Genomic DNA, 17,247 nt, shown 5'->3' on the forward strand with positions numbered 1-17,247 from the left:
TTATTTGAAAATTAGCACTTTAAATATACTAGCTTTTGCTTTTTTGTGCAAATATTTTTACGTATTTGTAGTAAAATTATATCGAACTCACGTTATTTAGTTATTTCTTAGCGTAATCTTCTAAAAGAGCTTGTAAATAGCTTTTAGCATAAGGCAATTCTTTTGAAAGCGTATTTTTTTGATTCTCTTTAAACTGAGGTGTTTCGGTGGCTGTTACATACCGCAGGGAACCTTCCGGAGTAATCCACGTCATTCCTTCATTATAACAATAAAAAGCAAATTGCTTTGAAGAAGGATTTAATAAATCTTTTCCCCATTGGAATACGGCAGTTTCTATTCCTAACTGTCCTAAAAGGGTAGGGACGATATCCGTTTGCGAACCTATTCTGGAATTTCTTGTAGCTAATATTTTTTTCGAAATTGCATTTCCGTAAAACAACAGCGGAATTCTGTATTTTTCGAATTGATGAGCATCTTTGTAGAGTTTTGGCAACCTGTTTCCGTGATCAGCAACAAAGATGAATAAAGTTTGGTCATACCAAGGTTGTTTTTTGGCAGCTTCCATAAATTTATGAATACTCCAATCGGTATAATAAGCCGCTTTTCTAAACAAATTAGCCTGTTTTTTATTCATATCTGTTTCCTTTTCAACAGCTTTATCATAAGGTGTTGCAATAGGCGTTTCGAAAGGTTCGTGACAGCTTAACGTAAGAACAGTTGTAAAAAAAGGTGCTTTTTGGCTACTTAAATCATTAATTACTTTTTCGAAAACAACATGATCGTGAGCGCCCCATTTGGAATTTTTATCTTTTTCTTCAAATTCTTCTTCATCGATAATTTTATCAAAAGAAGCGTGTTTCCAATAGGCTTTAAAATTGGCAAATTCCGATTCTCCGCCATAAAAAACAGAGGTAGAATAACCATTCTCTTTTAAAACAGCAGGTAAAGTAGGAAGTTTTTCAAATTTTTGCGGTTCTTTGATTATCGATGAACAGCTTTGTGCCGGGTAACTGCTTAAAATACCAACCATTCCTTTATCGGTTCGGTCTCCCGTTGCATAAATATTCTCGAATAATAATCCTTCATTCGTCATTTTAGAAAAATATGGAGCGACACCTTTTTCTCCGCCTAATGTTTCGATAACATCCGCAGTATAGCTTTCCAGAATAACCAAAACAATATTTGGACGTGTGTTGTCCAGTATTTTTTCCTGTTCCTTTGGATTAGAACGATATATTTCTTTTAAGTTTTTTTGAATGGTTTTTTCATCAAAATAGGAAATACCACCTTGTTCATTTGCCTTATTTGTTTTAATAACATCAAATAATAAATTCCAGGAAGTATTTGTAGCTAAATGATTCAACGGAGCATGAAGTGAATAATAAGCCGCACTTTGATTAATAGGTACCAAATTCCAGCCTCCGCGGATGGCTAAAAAAGTAAGTCCTAACATCAGTAATGAAGCGGTTCCATAACCGGCTGTATGGATTTTTTTTCGGCTAAAATTAAATTTTTCGAACTCTACTGAAGAACGTCTTCCTGTTTTCAAAATGAATTTATAGAGAATAATACCTAATCCAATCAAACTGATTTCTAAGACAAGTGCAAGTATTATTTGGGAATTAGTAACCGACGCCAGCATTTGGGTTGGATAATACAAAAACGACAAAGCATAGGCGTTTAATTTAGAACCCCATTCATGATAAAGTAAGGTATCTGTAACGCTAATTAATCCAACCAAAGCAATTAAAAAATAATTGAATCGGTTGATAAATTTTACCGAAAAAACATGTCCAATTAACAGTAAACCAGGTATTGCAATTAGGTATCCGGCTGCGGATAAATCTAACTTTAAGGCTTCCCAAAAAGCTCTTGATTGTTCTAAAACAGGGTATTCACTATAAACAGCATAATTGTAAACAAGGAATACAATTCTGTGAAGCGTAAAATACAAAAGCCAGAACATCCAAAGACGCAACCAAAAAGTAAGCCGGTAAATTTTTAACATAAATAATAAGTGCGATTTTTTACAAAAGTAAATTATTTTGATACCAATTTGATTTAAAAACTATTGTTTTGATATTTTCTATTTTTCAAAATATCTGATGCAGTTTGGTAAAAAGAAATCGCATCATTCACCAAATCAACTCGTTGTTTTTTCAATGGCTTTTCGTCATAATATAATTGAAAATCCGTTTCAATACCTTCTTTTGGTTTTAAAATCAATTCGTATTGTTTGACCTGTTGTTTTGGCGAAAGGATAGTCAGAACGTTATCTTTGATTAATCCTAAATCCTGATAAGTAGCAATTAAAGCTCGCGGTTTGTAATTGGCCTTCATCACATCCTGACCAAAAAATTTGGACTGATAATTAAAGTTTAATAACCCAAAAAGTGTTGGCATCAAATCTATCTGCGACATCAGTTGACTATAATGTTGCGGCTCAATAAATCCGGGACTGTAAATCATAGCCGGAATGCGGTATTTATCCATTGGCAGTTCTGTTTTTCCGGCACTCGAAGCACAATGATCGGCAACGATAACAAAAACAGTATTTTTAAACCAAGGCTGTTTTTGCGCCATTTCAAAGAATTTCCCTAAAGCATAATCGGTATATTTTACACCGCCTTTTCGTGATTTGGCATCACCCGGAATATCAATTTTATTGTTTGGGTAAGTAAATGGTCTGTGGTTACTCACAGTCATCCAGTGATTGAAAAACGGTTTTCCGGTTTGTGCTTCGGCATTCATCGTCTGAATTGCTTTATTAGCCATATCTTCATCGCAAACACCCCAAATATTAGCAAATGTAATTTCTTCCGGTTTCATTGTTTTTTTATCTACAATCTCATAGCCGTTTCCGGAAAAGAAATCTTCCATATTGTCAAAAAAAGCATCTCCTCCGTAAAGGTATTTTACCTGATAACCTTTGGATTTAAAAACACTTCCGGTTGAAAATTTCTCCTTATTATCTTTTCGTTTTACCACACTTTCACCGGCAGTAGGAGGCAGGCATAAAGTAACAGCTTCTAATCCGCGAACGGTACGGTTTCCGGAAGCATACAAATTGGTAAACACTAAACTTTTGCTTGCTAAATCGTCTAAAAACGGAGTTATATTATCTTTGTTTCCATACATTTTCATAAAATCAGCGCTGTAACTTTCAATGGTAATCAGTACTACATTTTTATGAATTTCGGTACTGTCTGACTGAATGGTTCTTGCTGTAGAAAACCCCTTGATATTGGGGATTTGATTTTTCAATAAAGCAAAAGCTTCTTTTTCCGGTAAAGTTTTGTAAAATTTAAAATAATCTAATTCGCTGTTTACAAAAGCCAGATAAAAACGATAAACCCCATTGGCCTGTAATTCATTTGTAAAAACATTGGTGTCATTTTCGGCTTTCGCCAAATTAGGAACGGCCCAAAGGGATAAACCAAAGAACAGAAAATAAAGTATTGAAATTTGGATTTTTTCAAAAACAGAAGGGATTTTTTCGATATAAATCTTTGATTTTTTGATAATGAAATAACTGATAATTCCGGCTACAATAAATAAAGTTCCAAAAATTGGAACAACCGGATAAGATTCCATGATGTTTCCAATCACTTCATTGGTATAAACCAAATAGTTTACTGCGATAAAATTGTATTTTACTCCAAATTCGTTCCAGAAAAAGAACTCGCTGATGGCATTTTGCAGAATTGCGACAACATATAAAAAGATTACAAATGAAAATAGCCAATACCTGATTTTATCTCTTTTTTGAGGTAAAAATAGTAGCAAAGCAAACAAAAACGTTTTGATTCCTACGAAAATCAATCCCACTTTAGCCAAACCACCGCCATACTCCGTAAGTACTGATTTACCGGATAAAATATATAAAAAAAGTGCAACTAATAATCCTAAATGTATGTAACCAAAAGGTTTTTGGTACTTCCCATTGGAAACAAAAATAAGATACAACCATAAAAATCCACTTGCCAGAATAAATACAAATACATCCGAAACGAGTCCGAATGAAAAAATCTTTAAAATTTCTAATCCTGAAAAAGAAGATTGTGTTATGGGATGAAAAACTAATACAATTCGAAGAATAAGACTAATAGCGACATAAAACAACGTAAGATTGATAAATGGAGCCAGTTTTTTGGTAAAGAACATATTTGGTTTATTTTTTTTGCAAAATTAATTAATTTGATGAGATAAACAGAAATAGCGACCGCTTTATCGTCTTAAGTTTCACTTAAGATTGTTTTATTATGCTAAATAAGTCTTATTTTTAAATTACATTTGATTCTGAATTCCTGAAAAAACTTTAAAATAGTTCCTTTTAATCCGAATAAAAAACATAAAAAATGCACATTTTAATAGTAGAAGACGAAATAGGAATCATGCAATTTCTACAACAGGGTTTGGAGGAAGAAGGATACCAAATTTCAACTGCTTTTGACGGTGCAAGAGGTTTTGATTTATTTCTGGAAAATCATTTTGATTTAATTTTACTCGATTGGATGTTGCCTAAAATGACCGGACTGGAGCTTTGTAAAGAAATACGAAAAAGCAATTCGGCAATTCCTATTTTATTTTTAACGGCTAAAGACACGGTTCAGGAAACCATTGAAGGATTGCAATCAGGAGCGAATGATTACATTAAAAAGCCATTTAGTTTTGAAGAATTAGTCGAACGTATTAAGGTGCATTTCAGAAAACCTAAAAATCCGGACCATCTTACACTTGGTCCCGTTACAATTGATCTTCAGAAACATCAGGTTTTTACCAATGATAAAGAAGTGATTTTAACCCAACGGGAATTTGAACTATTAAGTTATTTGGTTCAAAATAAAGGAAAAGTGTGTACCCGAAATCAAATTATTGAAGATGTTTGGGATATTCATTTTGAATATGATACCGGTGTGATTGATGTTTTTATGAATGCTATTCGTAAAAAATTAAATTTAAAAGTCGAAGAAGATTACATCAAAACCATCAGAGGCGTTGGCTATATCGCAAATGATTAAAAAAATATGCAGAAACTTTCGTTCAAAAACCGAATCGCTTTTCATTACATCATCACGACCGCTTTATTGGTTTTTGTGGTGTTTTTTACTATTTATTCAATTGTAAAGTTCAGTGTTTACAACCATTTGAACAATGATATTTCTAAAGAAGTCGAAAATCATCTGAACGAAATTGCCATTGAAAATAACAATTATCATTTGATTCATTTGAATGAATGGAACGAAAGAGAACATAATACGCTGGATGTAAACCCGGTTTTTATCGAATTTTTGGACAGCAAGAAAAACATCAAAGAAAAATCACCAAATCTTAAAAAAGAAACATTAGGATTTAATGCGGAAATTGAAAACAACCAATTATTTGATTCAAAATTATTGCAACACAAAATTCGCCAAATTCAGGTTCCTATTTACAGCGACTCTAAAATTATAGGTTATTTATTGGTGGCGATGTCGCTGGAAGATGCTTCGATGGTACTTCAAAATTTATCGCAAACCTTATTAATCGCCTATCCTTTAATTCTGATTTTACTCTTCTTTATAGCCCGATTCATTGCCGGGCGCAGTATAAAACCGATTACAGCCATTATTCAAACAGCCGATATTATTACTAAAGATAATTTGAAATCGAGAATTGAATTGCCACAAAAGAAAGACGAATTATTGGTGCTTTCACAAACGATTAACAACTTATTAGACCGGATTGAAAACGCAGTTGAAAAGGAAAGACAATTTACTTCAGATGCTTCCCACGAATTGCGTACACCGCTAACGGTGATTAAAGGAACTCTGGAAGTCTTAATCCGAAAACCGCGCACTCAGGAAGAATATCAGGAAAAAATTAATTATTGTGTTGCCGAAGTGAATCGTTTGAATCATTTGGTTGATCAGTTGCTTTTATTGGCTCGTTTTGAAGATCAGCAGCAATTAGTAAAAAAGGAAAAAGTTAGCTTGAATTTACTTATCCCTGAAGTTTTATCCCGCTTTTCAAATAATATACAATCTAAAAATATTAGTATTTCAGCCGATTTTCAGCAGGATTTTAATGTTATTTCCGATCCTTATTTGATTAGTATTATTTTAAATAATTTGATTTCAAATGCTTTAAAGTATTCCGAGAATAACGGTAAGCTAACTATAAGTTTTTCAGAAGAAAACAATAAAGTAAAATGTACTATTATTGACAACGGAATCGGAATCCCGAAATCGGATTTACAAAAAATATTTCATCAGTTTTACCGATCTAATGCAGGAAAACATCCGGAAATTAAAGGGAGCGGTTTAGGATTAGCGATTGTAAAAAAACTGTGTTTGCTTCTTGCTGTTGAAATAGAAGTTTTGAGTCAGGAAAATTTTGGAACAAAAATAATCTTAAGCTTCCCTTAAGCAAACTCTAAACGTTGTATTATACTTTTGAACTTTAAAAGAATATAAATGTTAGAAAAAATTATAGCTTTTAGTTTAAAAAACAAACTCATTGTTTTATTATTTACATTGGGGATTTTTGGTTTTGGAGTTTATTCAGTTTTCCAAATTTCCATCGGAGCCGTTCCTGATGTAACTAATAATCAGGTGCAGGTAATTACCACTTCCCGAAATCTTTCTACGCAGGATATTGAACAATTTATTACGTATCCGGTTGAAATTGAAATGTCTAATTTGCCGGGTGTTAAAGAAATTCGTTCGGTTTCTAAATTTGGACTTTCAGTAGTTACTATCGTTTTTGAGGATAATCTAGGAACGTATTTACCACGACAATTAATTGCCGAAAAAATAAAATCAGCAGCAGAGAAAATTCCTGAAGGTTTTGGAGCTCCTGAAATGGGACCAATTACAACCGGACTTGGTGAAATTTACCAATATACGCTGGAAGTAAAACCTGAATTTAAAAACAATTATTCTATTACCGATTTGAGAACGCTTCAGGATTGGGTGGTTAAACGTCAACTTTCCGGAATCAAAGGAGTGGTTGAAATTAATACCTGGGGCGGATATTTAAAACAATATGAAGTGGCGGTTTCTCCGGCGCGTTTAAAGGCAATGAATATCACCGTTTCAGAAGTTTTTAAAGCATTAGAAAACAATAACGGAATTGCCGGAGGCGCTTATATCGAAAAAGTCAATCAAAGTTATTTTATCCGTGCAGAAGGAAAGGTAAAAACCCTTGAAGACATTGGGAATATTGTAGTAAAAAACAACAACGGACTTCCGGTTTATATTAAAAATGTGGCTGATGTTCGTTTTGGTTATGCCAATCGTTTTGGAGCTATAACCGGAAACGGAGAAGGAGAGAAGGTGCTGGGACAGGTGATGATGCTGAAAGATGCCAACTCCAAACAGGTAATTCAGGATGTAAAGGAACGTATTACCGAAATTCAAAAAACGTTGCCGGAAGGTGTTTACATTAATGGTTTTTTGGAGCGAAGTGAATTAGTTTCCAAAACTACATTTACTGTTGCTGAAAACTTGATTTTAGGCTGTTTGATTGTAGTTTTCGTGGTAGTTTTATTGTTAGGAAACTGGCGTTCCGGACTTGTGGTTGCTTCAGTTATCCCATTATGTCTGTTATTTGCTATTTCGTTAATGAATATTTTTGGAATTGATGCTAATTTGATGAGTTTAGGCGCTATCGATTTTGGAATTATTATTGACGGAGCTGTAATTATTGTGGAATTTATAGCTTTTCAAATAGCCCATAAATCAAAACATTTAGCGCAAATTCCGGAAGAAGACCGTCAATTAGAAATTGATCAGATTACTTATAAAAGTGCTTCTAAAATGATGAATTCGGCTGTTTTTGGTCAACTGATTATTTTAATTGTTTTTATTCCGATTCTTTCGCTTTCCGGGATTGAAGGAAAAATGTTCAAGCCTATGGCAATGACTTTTAGTTTTGCTTTAATAGGAGCAATGCTGTTCTGTTTTTCTTATGTTCCGGTGGTTTCTTCTTTGTTTTTAAAACCAAAAGAAGAAAATCCGAAATCGGTTTCCAATAAGCTCATAGCTAAATTAAATGAATTTTATTTGCCTATAATCAAATGGGCTTTGGTGAATACCAAAAAAGTTTTGTATGGTTCTGTTGGTTTATTAGCATTGGCAATTGTTTTATTTACAACGATGGGAGGCGAATTCATTCCTACATTAGACGAAGGTGATTTTGTAATTCAACCGGTTTTAAAAACAGGAACTTCTTTGAGTAAAACTATTGAAACCACGACCAAAATTGAAAAAATACTTCGAAAATTTCCGGAAGTAAAACAGGTTGTCAGCCGTATTGGTGCTGCCGAAGTTCCTACCGACCCAATGAGTATGGAAGAAAGTGATGTGATTGTGAAATTAAAATCGAAATCTGACTGGGTTTCGGCTTCAACTAAAGACGAACTGGCCGATAAAATGAAAGAAGCCATTGAAGTGCAAATTCCAAACATGGAAATTGAGTTTACCCAGCCAATTGAAATGCGTTTTAACGAATTGATTTCGGGAACACGTTCGGATGTGGCGGTGAAAGTTTTTGGAGAAAATTTAGATGTTTTGGCTCAAAAAGCCAATGAAATTCAAAAAGCTATTACGCATGTCGAAGGAGCATCAGATGTTATTATCGAAAAAACCGAAGGTTTACCACAAATGAGCGTTCAATATGATCGTTCGAAAGTGGCGCGTTATGGTTTGAATATCGCCGATTTAAACGAATTGATAGCGCTGGGGTTTGCCGGAAAAACTGTTGGAAATGTTTTTGAAGGCGAAAAACGATTTGATTTGGTTATTCGTTTGAATCAAAACAACCGTCATGACATAGAAGATTTGAAAAATCTCTATGTTACAACACCTTCGGGAGAACAAATACCGATGCAGGAATTAGCTCAAATTGAATATAGCGAAGGTCCTGCTAAAATTTCCAGAGATAATACGCATCGTCGAATTGTGATTGGTATTAATGTGAGAAATCGTGATTTACAAAGTGTTGTAACCGATATTCAAAAGATTGTAAATACTAAAATTAAACTGCCAACGGGTTATTATGTGAAATACGGCGGTCAGTTTGAAAATCTTCAATCGGCTAAAAATCGTTTGTTAATAGCCGTTCCGCTGGCATTATTTTTAATCTTTATTCTGCTCTATTTTGCGTTTGGTTCCGTCAAAGAGGCTCTGATGGTGTATTCGGCAATTCCACTTTCTGCTGTTGGAGGGATATTGTTTTTATGGATTCGGGATTTGCCTTTCAGTATTTCGGCGGGAGTTGGATTTATTGCACTTTTTGGAATAGCAGTGCTTAACGGAATTGTTTTAATCGAACATTTTAAAGAACTTAAACATCAGGGCATGACTAATAAGGACGAATTAATTTTAAAAGGAACTACCGACAGGCTACGTCCTGTATTGCTAACAGCTGCCGCCGCCGCTTTAGGTTTTTTGCCGATGGCAATTTCCTCATCTGCCGGTGCCGAAGTACAAAGACCTTTAGCTACAGTAGTTATCGGAGGATTGTTTACCGCAACTATTTTAACTATGATTGTTTTACCGGTTTTGTTTAAAATTTTTGACGGTAAAGAATTTAAAAAACCAAAATTCAAACAAAATAATCCGTTGATTTTATTCACTTTCTTGTTCAGTTCGTCTTTTGTTTTTTCTCAAAATGCAACTGAAGAATTGAATCAGCTGATTACTATTGGAATCCAAAATAACAAAGCTTTAAGAGCTTCTCAGCTTCAGGTTGAAAAAATGAAAAGCAATATCAACAGTGCTTATACTTTTGATAAAACCGTTATTTATTACAATTTTGATCAAAATAATCTGGCATTCAATAATAAACCTCTGAAAGTTTTTGGTGCTCAGCAAAGTTTCTTGTTCCCGACAGTTTACAGTGCTCAAAAGAAATTGAATGTCGCAGAATTTGAACAGCAAAAAGCCGTTTTTGAATTAGAAAAAAATAAGCTGAGTCTGGAAATTTCAAAGTTGTTCTATCAAATTGTGTATCTGCAACATCAGGAAATTTTGTATCAAAAACTGGATAGTTTATATCAAAATTTTGCCAAAGCCAGCAATCGACGTTTTGAATTAGGCGAAAGTAATTATCTCGAAAAAATCACAGCGCAATCCAAAGCCCGACAAATAGCTTTGAAACTAAGTCAGGTAAAAAAAGAGAAAAATGCACAGTATGATTTGTTATATTTTAATCTTCAGTCGGAAGAAAAAATTATCATCAAAACTACTAATATTCAGCCTTTAGAAATCTTAACCGAAAGCTTAAATAAAGATATTTATACCAATTATTATCAATCAGTTACAGATAATTATAAAAATCGTTTGAATATACAAAAGCAAAGTTGGTTACCTGATTTACATCTGGAATATTTTCGAGGAACAAACAAAGGATTATCGCAATCTTTAAATGGTTTTCAAGTGGGAATTGCTGTACCGATTCTATTTTCCGGAAATGTTTCTAAAGTTAAAGTTGCCCAATTAGAATTGGAAAGTTGGGAAGCACAGCAGCAGCATGAAAAAGAAAAAATCAATAGTTTTCTGGAAAGCAAAAAGAATGAATTATTCAAATATCAGGAAGCAATTAATTACTACAATCAGCAAGGAAAAAAACTGGCTGACGAAATCCTGAAAGTAGCAAACATGAGTTACAAACACGGAGAAATTGATTTTTTTCAATACATCCAGAGTCTGGAAAATGCGACTGTGATTGAAATCGAATATCTAGAAAATGTTCTTCACTTTAATCAAACACAATTAGATTATCAATTTTTAAATTTTTAATGATATTATAATGAAAAAATTACTCGCCATATTTATCTTATCCGCTGTTTTTATTTCTTGCAAAGAGCATAAAACAGAAGAAAATGCTGTTGTGGATTCGGATTTGATTTCGGTAACTGATACCCAATTTCAATCCGTCGGAATGGCTATTGGAAATCCTTCTGAACAAAATTTTGATGAAACTGTGAAAGCTTCCGGAAAAGTTGATGTTCCGCCGCAAAATCGTTCTCAAATTACTTCTTTTATAGGTGGTTATGTAAAATCAACTCAACTTTTAGTGGGAGATAAAGTTGTTAAAGGTCAGCCTTTATTAACACTGGAGAACACTGAATTTTTGGATATTCAAAAAGAATATTTGGAAGTAGCTTCGCAAATGAATTATTTAAAATCCGAATACCTTCGTCAGAAAACTTTATTTGATGAAAAAATTACTTCGCAAAAAAATTACCTCAAAGCCGAAAGTGATTTTCAAAGAGCCAAAGGAATGTATCAGAGTTTGAAAGAAAAACTAAAACTTTTAAACATCAATCCTGTAAAAGTAGAACAGGGAAAATTAACTTCTGTTGTTACTATTTACGCTCCAATTTCGGGTGATATTGTAGTGATGAATGCCCATTTAGGCATGCATATTAATCCTTCGGATGTGATTTTGGAAATTATTCAAACGAATCATTTGCATTTAGAATTGGCTATTTTTGAAAAAGACATTTTAAAAATAAAAAAGGAGCAGGATATTTTATTTACAGTTCCGGAAGCTTCTAAAGAAGTTTTCCATGCTAATGTTCATTTGGTTGGAAAATCGATAGAAGGAAACGACCGAACTATTAATATTCACGCACATTTAGACGACAAAATAAAGCAGCAGTTACTAACCGGAATGTTTGTAGAAGCCAGTATTATTGTCGATTCTAAAAAGGCTTTGGCCATTCCTAAAGAAGCTTTGCTAGCTGAAGAAAGCAAAAATTTCGTACTTTTAGTCAATAAACATCAAAATGGTATTTATACTTTTAAAAAAGTTGCGGTTAGCATTGGATCAACATCTCAGGATTATGTAGAAATAATACCAGAGAAACAAATTGATGCGCAATCAAAAATACTAACTAAAGGAATCTATGATGTTGTGAATTAATTTTTTTTTAAAGTTATGAATAATTTAAAAAAACTAAAAGCACAGTTACAAACGGAAGTTGATACCGCTTTTCTTTATGAAAATATAGCAGCTATACAAAATGATGCTAATTTAAGCAAAGTTTTAAATGGTTTAGCTGATATTGAAAAAGGACATGCCAGACAAATTTTTCAAAAAGTGAACGCTTTGGACGCAGATTACCAAATGCCATCGGCTTCCTCCAGAGCCAAAATGCAATTAAAAGCCGGAAAATATTTTGGATATAACAGCATCATTAGCAGCTTGTCTAACACCGAAAGAGAATTTGCTGAAATTGCGATAAAAGATAAAAAAGCCAAAGGCATAAAAACTTCCGGTTTTGAACACAATCATCTAAATATTATTGAAGCGGTTAGTGAAAATGAATCGCTAAATGTTTCCGGAGTTTTGTTATCCAAATTTGAAAGCCGTCATAAATCGGTGGGAGGAAATGCTTTGCGGGCAGCTGTTTTAGGAGCAAACGATGGTTTAGTTTCCAATATGAGTCTGGTGATGGGTGTTGCCGGAGCAGCAGTTTCTAACGATACTATTTTGCTGACCGGAATTGCAGGATTATTGGCAGGAGCCATTTCGATGGCTTTAGGAGAATGGTTATCGGTACAAAGTTCCAGAGAATTAAATCAACACCAAATTGATTTAGAAATGGAAGAAATGGAAGAATCACCGGAAGACGAAAAAAAAGAACTGGTTTTGTTGTATCAGGCTAAAGGAATGAATCAGGAAGAAGCGCAAAAATTAGCCGAAAAAGCTTTTGAAAACCAAGACACGGCGATGGATGCCATTATTACAGAAGAATTAGGAATTGACAAAGAAGAGTTGGGAGGTTCTGCCTGGGAAGCAGCCATAGCTTCTTTTATTTTGTTTTCCATTGGAGCCATAATTCCGTTGTATCCTTTTATTTTTTTGAATTGTAATCAGGCTGTTTTTCTAAGTTTAGGAAGTTGTGTAATTGGTTTGTTTGGAATAGGAGCAGCCATCACTTTACTAACAGCTAAAAGCATTTGGTTTTCGGGATTCAGACAGGTTTTGTTTGGGTTGGCTGCCGCTGCTGTAACTTACGGAATTGGTTCTTTTATTGGCGTTTCTTTGGCGGGATAATTTCCTTGTAGAATCTTCTCAGGGCAAGCATTTTTTTGTTATTTTTATCTCAATAGTGCTAACTAAAAATTTATTATTATGAATGACGCTCATCTTCATTTGCTGGTCAATCACTTTCCAATTATAGGAACTATTTTTGGATTTTTGGTTTTATTAGGTGGTTTGTATTTCAAAAGTACTTCGATTAAAAATACAGCTTATCTTTTGTTTATTATAGCAACTACTTTTACTGTTTTTAGTATGGTTACCGGAGAAGGTGCCGAAAAAATGGTAGAAGATTTGCCTGAAATCGGACATAAAATCATTCATAATCATGAAGAAACAGCAGAGAAATTTGCCATTCTGATGTATTTATTAGGGTGTGCTTCAGTTATAGGGCTTATTAGCAATATTACGCATCATTCTAAAGCGCTTTTCTTTGCTTATAGCATTCTTGTTATTGCAATTGTAGCCGTAATTGTTTCGGTAAAAGTAGGAACTACGGGAGGAGAAATTCGTCACACTGAAATTCGTAATGATATGATTTCTACCAAGATTAATACCGAAGCTTCTTCTACTATTTTTGATAAAGATTAAATGTCATATTAGTTAAATTAAAAATTTGGTTGTAACTATTTAATCGCTTATATTTGCAGCACTAAACAAAAAAGAACATGTTATCAAATCAATTACATCATCATCATTCTTATTATTGCTCTCAAGCGATATGTTAATGGTATGCGTGTAAGTCATCATATTAATAAACCCGTTTGAGTACATCAAACGGGTTTTTCATTGTGTGTTAAGTCCTTTGTACTCAAACACATTCAACAAAACATAAAAAAGTAAAACAATGAGTACGTTAAAAATTGCAATCCAAAAATCAGGCAGATTAAACGAAGACAGTATCCAAATTTTGAAAGATGCCGGAATTTCTATCAACAATGGTATTGATCAGTTAAAAGCAGAAGCCTCTAATTTTCCTTTAGAAGTTTTATACCTGAGAAACTCTGATATTCCTCAGTATCTAATTGACGGAGTAGTAGATATTGCTATTGTAGGAGATAATTTATTGGTTGAAAAAGGAAAAAATATTGAGGTAATTCAAAAATTAGGTTTTTCTAAATGTAAAGTTTCCGTTGCTGTTCCTAAAAATTTTGAATACAATTCGGTAAAAGATTTAGACGGTTTACGAATTGCTACTTCTTATCCAAATACGGTAATTGAGTATTTTAACAAATACGGAATGTCGGTAGATATTCACCAAATTTCCGGTTCGGTAGAAATAGCTCCAAATATTGGACTTGCCGATGCCATTGTGGACATCGTTTCCAGCGGAAGTACCTTGTTTAAAAACAACCTGAAAGAGGTTGAAGTAATTTTGAAAAGCGAGGCTGTTTTGGCTGTTTCACCAAAAGTAAGTCCGGAAACTCAAAAAATCATTGACACTTTAAAATTCCGAATTGACGCAGTTTTAAGAGCTCGTAAATCAAAATATATTTTGATGAATGTACCTAACGACAAAATCGAAGCCGTTAGTAATATTCTTCCGGTTTTAAGAAGTGCAACCGTAATGCCGTTGGCTCAGGAAGGCTGGAGTAGTGTGCACACAGTAATTGACAAAGATACTTTCTGGGAAGTAATCGATCAGTTAAAAGAAGCCGGCGCCGAAGGAATTTTGGTTTGCCCAATTGAGAAAATGGTTTTGTAGAAAAGTTATAGGTTATACGCCTGTCGAATAACTCATAACTCATAACTAAAAAGAAAATGAACAAAATATATAATCCAACAGCCGATTCTTGGGCTTCCATTTTAGAAAGACCCACCAAAACGGTTAACGATATTGAAGGAACTGTAAAAGAAATTTTTGCAGCGATTCAAAAAGACGGAGATTTGGCTGTAGCCAAATATACGACGCAATTTGATGGCGTTTCTTTTGAAAATATCGAAGTTACTACTGCTGAAATTGAGGCTGCCATTGCCAGTTTACCAGCAGATTTAAAAGACGCTATTGCTTTGGCTAAAGCCAATGTTGAAACTTTTCATAAAGTACAACAAACCACTCGTGTTTCGGTAGAAACGGTTGAAGGCGTGCAATGCTGGCAGGAAAAAAGACCGATTCAAAAAGTAGGTTTGTACATTCCTGGTGGAACGGCTCCGTTGTTTTCTACAGTTTTAATGTTGGCTGTTCCTGCTAAAATTGCGGGATGCAAGGAAATTGTTTTGTGCTCGCCTCCGGACAAACAAGGAAACATCAATCCTGCGATTTTATATGCGGCCAATTTATGTGGTGTAACCAAAATTATCAAAGTAGGAGGAATTCAGGCGATTGCCGGAATGACTTTTGGAACAAATTCAATTCCTAAAGTTTATAAAATATTTGGTCCCGGAAATCAATATGTAACGGTGGCTAAACAATTGGCAACGCAATTTGGAGTAGCGATTGATATGCCTGCAGGACCATCTGAACTTTTAATGGTTGCTGATGATACGGCAGTTCCTGCTTTTGTAGCTTCTGATTTATTGTCTCAGGCGGAACACGGAACAGACAGTCAGGTAATTTTAGTTTCTACTTCAAAATCTATGATGGATGCTGTTGAAAACGAAATTCAATCCCAATTAGAAGTTTTACCAAGAAAAGCTATTGCTGAAAAAGCCATTGCTAATTCTAAATTGATTTTTGTTGAGAATGATGAAATTGCTTTGGATTTAATCAATGAATATGGTCCGGAACACTTTATTGTTTGTACGGCTAACAATGATTTTTATGTGGATAATATAGAAAATGCCGGTTCTGTTTTTATTGGTAATTATACACCTGAAAGTGCCGGAGATTATGCTTCAGGAACCAATCATACGTTGCCAACGAATGGTTATGCTAAAAATTATTCAGGTGTAAACTTAGATAGTTTTATGAAATCAATGACATTCCAGAAAATTTCCGAAAAAGGAATCCAAAACATTGGAAAAGCTATTGAAATCATGGCAGAAGCTGAAGGATTGCAGGCACATAAGAATGCAGTGACTTTGAGATTAGCTGAGATAAAAAAAAGAAAATAGAATAGAGAAAATAGAGCAGAGATGATATGTTAAGTAGATTTAATCTATATTCTATTCTCTCTTTTCTATATTCTTTTAAAGATAATAAAGATGAAATTTGATATAAATAATTTAATTCGTGACAACGTAAAGGTTTTAAAACCTTATTCTTCGGCGCGTGATGAGTTTGAAGATTTTGATACTGCCGAAATGGTTTTTTTGGACGCCAATGAAAATCCGTATCAAAATGGAGTAAACCGTTATCCGGATCCGCAACAGGCTAATGTAAAAGTAGCTTTGGGCGAAATCAAAAACCTAAAACCACAACAAATTCTTTTAGGAAACGGAAGTGATGAAGTTTTGGACTTATTGTTCAGAGCTTTTTGCGAGCCAAAAGTGGACAATGTCATTACGTTGCCACCAACTTACGGCATGTACGGCGTTTTAGCTAATATCAATAATGTTGAAAATAAGGAGATTTTATTGACAGCTGATTTTCAGCCACAAGTGGATCAAATTTTAGCAGCGATTACGCCTACAACCAAATTGATCTTTTTGTGTTCACCCAATAACCCAACCGGAAATTCATTTTCTACCGAAAGCGTAACTACTATTTTAGAAAATTTCAATGGTTTTGTAGTAATCGACGAGGCATACATTGACTTTTCAGATAAAGCAAGTTGGTTAGAAAAATTAGACCAATATCCAAATTTGATTATTACCCAAACCCTTTCAAAAGCCTATGGTTTGGCAGGAATTCGTTTGGGAATTTGCTACGCTTCAACTGAAGTAATTGCTGTATTAAACAAAATCAAACCTCCTTATAACGTTAACGAATTGACCCAACAAAGAGCTTTGGAAAGATTAAACGATCAGGAGAAAATCAATAGAGAAATTAGCTCGATATTAACGGAGAGAGATACTTTATTGGATGTTTTAAATCATGTTTCTTTTGTTGAGAAAATCTATCCAACAGAAGCTAATTTCATCCTTATCAAAGTAGATGATGCTAATAAACGCTACGACGAATTAATTGCAAAGGGTATTGTAATTCGTAACAGAACCACACAACCGCTTTGTGAAAACACTTTACGTTTGACTGTTGGAACGTCTGAGGAGAATAAAAAATTGATGGAGGCCTTACAATCGATCTAAACACAAATTTCACAAATTAGCACA

General features: G+C 34.0%; 11 protein-coding genes. 9 read left to right on the plus strand and 2 right to left on the minus strand.

What is annotated here, in order from left to right; genetic code table 11:
- Positions 1-100 precede the first annotated feature (100 nt).
- Both B6A10_RS08390 and B6A10_RS08395 read right to left on the minus strand, forming a co-directional pair.
- On the minus strand, positions 101-2,008 hold the full coding sequence (locus tag B6A10_RS08390; RefSeq protein WP_188220527.1) for an LTA synthase family protein: 1,908 nt from the start codon (positions 2,006-2,008) through the stop codon (positions 101-103).
- Positions 2,009-2,061: 53 nt separating this feature from the next.
- A complete protein-coding gene (locus B6A10_RS08395; protein ID WP_188220528.1) occupies positions 2,062-4,164 on the minus strand; it encodes an LTA synthase family protein in 2,103 nt (700 codons plus the stop codon).
- Between the two features lie 194 nt (positions 4,165-4,358).
- Here B6A10_RS08395 and B6A10_RS08400 point away from each other — a divergent pair, with 194 nt between their 5' ends.
- The 9 genes from B6A10_RS08400 to hisC all read left to right on the plus strand — a co-directional run bounded on the left by B6A10_RS08400 (position 4,359) and on the right by hisC (position 17,223).
- Positions 4,359-5,021: a response regulator transcription factor gene (locus B6A10_RS08400; protein ID WP_188220529.1), complete on the plus strand. Its 663-nt coding sequence runs from the start codon at positions 4,359-4,361 to the stop codon at positions 5,019-5,021.
- Between the two features lie 6 nt (positions 5,022-5,027).
- Positions 5,028-6,407, plus strand: a complete 1,380-nt coding sequence (locus B6A10_RS08405) for a sensor histidine kinase (RefSeq protein WP_188220530.1) — start codon at positions 5,028-5,030, stop codon at positions 6,405-6,407.
- 48 nt (positions 6,408-6,455) lie between these two features.
- Positions 6,456-10,784: a CusA/CzcA family heavy metal efflux RND transporter gene (locus B6A10_RS08410; protein WP_188220531.1), complete on the plus strand. Its 4,329-nt coding sequence runs from the start codon at positions 6,456-6,458 to the stop codon at positions 10,782-10,784.
- A 10-nt stretch (positions 10,785-10,794) separates the two neighbouring features.
- Positions 10,795-11,913 (plus strand): efflux RND transporter periplasmic adaptor subunit, encoded by a 1,119-nt coding sequence (locus B6A10_RS08415; protein ID WP_188220532.1) that lies wholly within the window; start codon positions 10,795-10,797, stop codon positions 11,911-11,913.
- A 15-nt stretch (positions 11,914-11,928) separates the two neighbouring features.
- On the plus strand, positions 11,929-13,050 hold the full coding sequence (locus B6A10_RS08420) for a VIT1/CCC1 transporter family protein (RefSeq protein WP_188220533.1): 1,122 nt from the start codon (positions 11,929-11,931) through the stop codon (positions 13,048-13,050).
- Positions 13,051-13,128: 78 nt separating this feature from the next.
- Positions 13,129-13,626 carry a hypothetical protein gene (locus B6A10_RS08425; protein ID WP_188220534.1) on the plus strand — a complete coding sequence of 166 codons (498 nt, stop codon included), beginning with the start codon at positions 13,129-13,131 and terminating at the stop codon, positions 13,624-13,626.
- A 256-nt stretch (positions 13,627-13,882) separates the two neighbouring features.
- Positions 13,883-14,740: an ATP phosphoribosyltransferase gene (gene hisG / locus B6A10_RS08430; RefSeq protein ID WP_055093159.1), complete on the plus strand. Its 858-nt coding sequence runs from the start codon at positions 13,883-13,885 to the stop codon at positions 14,738-14,740.
- A 56-nt stretch (positions 14,741-14,796) separates the two neighbouring features.
- On the plus strand, positions 14,797-16,089 hold the full coding sequence (gene hisD, locus B6A10_RS08435; protein ID WP_188220535.1) for a histidinol dehydrogenase: 1,293 nt from the start codon (positions 14,797-14,799) through the stop codon (positions 16,087-16,089).
- 90 nt (positions 16,090-16,179) lie between these two features.
- On the plus strand, positions 16,180-17,223 hold the full coding sequence (gene hisC, locus B6A10_RS08440) for a histidinol-phosphate transaminase (RefSeq protein WP_188220536.1): 1,044 nt from the start codon (positions 16,180-16,182) through the stop codon (positions 17,221-17,223).
- The last annotated feature ends 24 nt before the right edge of the window (positions 17,224-17,247 follow it).

It is taken from the genome of Flavobacterium pokkalii (assembly GCF_014596575.1).
Taxonomy (GTDB): Bacteria; Bacteroidota; Bacteroidia; order Flavobacteriales; family Flavobacteriaceae; genus Flavobacterium; species Flavobacterium pokkalii.